Annotated in this window: 2 protein-coding genes; both read left to right on the top strand. The window is 70.4% G+C overall.

The window, feature by feature from the left end; all coding sequences use genetic code 11:
* Positions 1 to 159 precede the first annotated feature (159 nt).
* Entirely contained in the window at positions 160 to 909 is a 750-nt protein-coding gene (locus VFW79_RS03655; protein WP_329675955.1) for a succinate dehydrogenase/fumarate reductase iron-sulfur subunit, read from the top strand.
* Positions 910 to 1,132: 223 nt separating this feature from the next.
* Entirely contained in the window at positions 1,133 to 3,808 is a 2,676-nt protein-coding gene (locus tag VFW79_RS03650; protein WP_329675954.1) for a phosphoenolpyruvate carboxylase, read from the top strand.
* The last annotated feature ends 120 nt before the right edge of the window (positions 3,809 to 3,928 follow it).

Raw genomic sequence — 3,928 nt, 5'->3', positions numbered from 1 at the left:
TCGCGCAGAGAGCCAGACCGAGGACGGTGAGGCGCTGCGCAATGACGAAGACTTCGCCTACGTCGCCGCGTGGCAGTGGACCGGAAAGGACAACCCGCCCGTGCTGCGCAAGGAAGCCCTGCAATACGACGACATCGAGCTGAAGCAGCGGAGCTACAAGTGAAGATCACCCTGAAGATCTGGCGCCAGAAGAACGCCGAGAGCCCCGGGCGCCTCGTGGCCTACGAGCGTGAGGGCATCTCGGCGGACATGTCGTTCCTGGAGATGCTCGACGTGCTCAACGAAGACCTCACCCACCAGGGTGAGGAACCTGTGGCGTTCGACCACGACTGCCGCGAAGGGATCTGCGGGTCATGCGGGGTGGTGATCGACGGGGTCGCGCACGGGCCCGAACGCACGACCACCTGCCAGCTGCACATGCGCTCGTTCGCCGACGGCGACACGATCACCGTCGAGCCCTGGCGCGCCGATCCGTTCCCGGTGATCAAGGACCTGGTGGTCAACCGCGGCGCCTTCGACCGGATCATCGCGGCAGGCGGTTTCGTCAGCATCAACACCGGCGCTGCGCCCGAGGCGCACGCCACGCCTGTACCCAAAGAGGATGCCGACCGTGCGTTCGAGGCTGCGGCCTGCATCGGCTGCGGCGCGTGCGTGGCGGCATGCCCGAACGCCTCGGCCATGCTGTTCACGGCCGCGAAGATCACCCACCTGGGCGCACTCCCGCAGGGTCAGCCCGAACGCGCCGCACGTGTGGTGTCCATGCTCAACCAGCAGGACGCCGAAGGGTTCGGCGGATGCACCAACATCGGTGAGTGCGCCGCGGTGTGCCCGGCCGGGGTCCCGCTCGAGGTGATCTCCCAGCTCAACTTCGACCTGCGCAAGACCCTGAACCCGAGTGGGCGCCATTGACGCACCACCGGGCCACGCGCGCGACGGAGCGAGCTCAAGCGACTGCCGTGGTTCGGGTCGGTACCGGCTCGAGCAACCGATCCGGTTCCAGGTGATGAGGACGATGACCATCCGGATGACCGCACGGCACGCGTGGCCACCGGGACGGATGATTGATCCCGCTCGATGACCGAACCCTGGTCGCCGAGTCCGGTTCCCGCGCACTGGCTCTAGTCTCCATCCTGTGCCTGCCAAGAACACCCCACAGGACGCTCGGCGCGGTCTCGCCCACCATGACGTGCCCGATGCGCTGCGCAACGACGTCCGCCTTCTCGGTGGGCTGTTGGGCAGGGTCCTGCGCGAGGCGGGCGGCGAGGACCTCCTGGCAGACGTCGAGTCTCTGCGCGAGCTCACGATCCTGGCGCACGACGAACAGGGCATGGACGCGCTCGAGCAGGCGGAGGCGCTGGTCGAGGGCTTCTCGGCGCAGCGTGCCGAACAGGTCGCGCGCGCGTTCTCGTGCTATTTCCACCTGGCCAACCTCGCCGAGGAGTACCACCGGGTGCGCATACTGCGCGAGCGGGAGTCCCTCCATGCCCCGCACGAGCTCGCTCCGGACGACTCACTGCCCGCCGCGGTGGCCGCACTCGCTCAGGAGATCGGGTTCGAGGCCGCGGTCGGACGCCTGCAGGCGCTCGAGTTCCGCCCGGTCGTCACGGCACACCCCACCGAGGCACGTCGGCGCGCCGTGGCGAGCGCGATCAGGCGGATCTCGGAGCTGATCATGGAGCGCGACGCGCTGTACATCGGCGGGACCTCGCTTGCCGAGAATGAACGGCGCCTGCTCGCCGAGATCGACACGCTGTGGCACACGTCGCCGCTGCGTGCCGCCAAACCCACCGTGCTGGACGAGGTCCGCACCGTGATGGCGGTCTTCGACGCCACGTTCTTCGACGTGTTCCCGTCGGTGTACCGGCGGCTCGACGACTGGATCCTGGGCGACGCCGCAGGAACGAAGGCGCCGGTCGTCCGCCCGTTCGCCAGGCTCGGCACCTGGATCGGCGGGGACCGCGACGGCAACCCCAACGTCACACCGGACGTGACGCGCGCCGCCGCCGTGATCGCATCTGAGCACGTATTGGTCGCTCTGGAGGCGGCGGCGCGGCGCGCGGGCGACGCGCTCACCCACGACGGCAACGGCACCCCCGCGTCGCCCGAGCTGCTCACGCTGTGGCAGCGCCAGCGTGAGCTGTCGGAGACCGTGACCACGCACGTGGGCGGCAACGCGCAGAACGAGCCGCACCGGCGCGCACTGCTCGTCGTCGCGGAGCGCATCGGCGCAACGCGGCGCCGGGACGCTGACCTGGCCTACGCGAACCCCGACCAGCTCGAGGCGGACCTGGCCGTCGTGCAGCGCTCACTGCTCGAGGCCGGCGCCCCGCGTGCGGCCTACGGGGACCTGCAACACCTCATCTGGCAGGTGCAGACCTTCGGGTTCCACCTGGCCGAGCTCGAGGTGCGCCAGCACTCCCGGGTGCACGATGCGGCACTCGCTGAGATCGCCGAGCACGGCATCGACGGACCGCTCTCCGCGGTGACGCACGAAGTGCTGGACACCTTCCGGGCGATCGGCGCCGTCCAGCGCCGCCACGGTGCTCAGGCCGCCCAGCGCTACATCGTCTCGTTCACGCGCAGCGCACGGCACGTCGCGGCCGTCTACGAGCTCGCCGCGCTCGTGTTCCCGGATCCGACCCAGGCCCCGGTCATCGACGTCGTGCCCCTGTTCGAGACGTCCGCGGACCTGGAGGCGAGCGTCGACATCTTGGAGGGGATGGTTCAGCTGCCGGCGGTGCAGCGCCGCCTGGCGGTCAACGGCCGCCGGGTCGAGGTCATGCTCGGCTACTCCGACTCCTCCAAGGACGTCGGGCCTGTCGCGGCAACGCTCGTGCTCGACGTCGCACAGAGCAACATCACGCAATGGGCCCGGACCCATGACGTCACCCTGACCCTCTTCCACGGTCGCGGCGGGGCGCTGGGACGCGGAGGCGGTCCCGCCAACAGGGCGCTGCTCGCGCAGCCGCCCGGTTCGGTGGATGGCCGGTTCAAGGTCACCGAACAGGGCGAGGTCATCTTCGCCCGGTACGGGGACCCGGTGATCGCCGCCCGGCACATCGAGCAGGTCGCCGCCGCGACGCTTCTCGCCGGCGCCCCATCCGTGGCGGCGCGAAACGCGGCGGCGACCGAGCGGTTCGCACCCCTCGCGTCCGCGCTCGACCGGGCCTCGCGCGCCCGCTTCCGCGAGCTGGTCGGCGCCAAGGGCTTCCCTCGGTGGTTCGCCGAGGTGACCCCGCTGGAAGAGATCGGTCTCCTCCCGCTCGGCTCGCGCCCGGCCCGTCGCGGGCCAGACGTGGAGTCGCTCGAGGATCTGCGCGCCATCCCGTGGGTGTTCTCCTGGTCCCAAGCCCGCACGAACCTGGCGGGCTGGTTCGGCCTGGGCACAGCGCTCGATGAGGTGGCTGACCTCGCCGAGCTGCAGACCGCCTACGCGGACTGGCCGCTGTTCGCAACGATCGTCGACAACGTCGAGATGTCCCTCGCGAAGACCCATGAGCGCATCGCCGCGCGCTACCTGGCGCTCGGTGACCGCCCCGACCTCGCGGACCTCGTCCTCGACGAGATGGGACTGACTCGCCGATGGGTTCTCGCCATCACCGGCAGCGACAGCGCGCTGTCCCATCGCCGAGTGCTGGGGCGCGCCGTCCAGCTGCGCAGCCCGTACATCGACGCGCTATCCCTCCTGCAGCTCCGGGCACTGAAGCGACTGCGCGCGGGAGCCGCGCCCGACGACGTCGACGACCTGCGCCGCCTGCTGCTGCTGACCGTCAACGGAGTGGCCGCCGGCCTGCAGAACACGGGCTGAGCCGCAGCCCCCGGCGTTTCGCCAACCCCCGAGACCGCCCCGGCGCAGGATTGCGACGCAAGCGCCAGCACGTCGTCCGCACCCACCGGGCCAGCTGGGCGTGCTTGTCGGGAACTTCCA

The sequence above is a fragment of the Cellulomonas sp. genome, assembly GCF_036279715.1.
In the GTDB taxonomy this organism is placed as follows: domain Bacteria; phylum Actinomycetota; class Actinomycetes; order Actinomycetales; family Cellulomonadaceae; genus Cellulomonas_A.
Note: the sequence above shows the minus strand (reverse complement) of the source record. Positions and strands in the feature narration are given on the sequence as shown.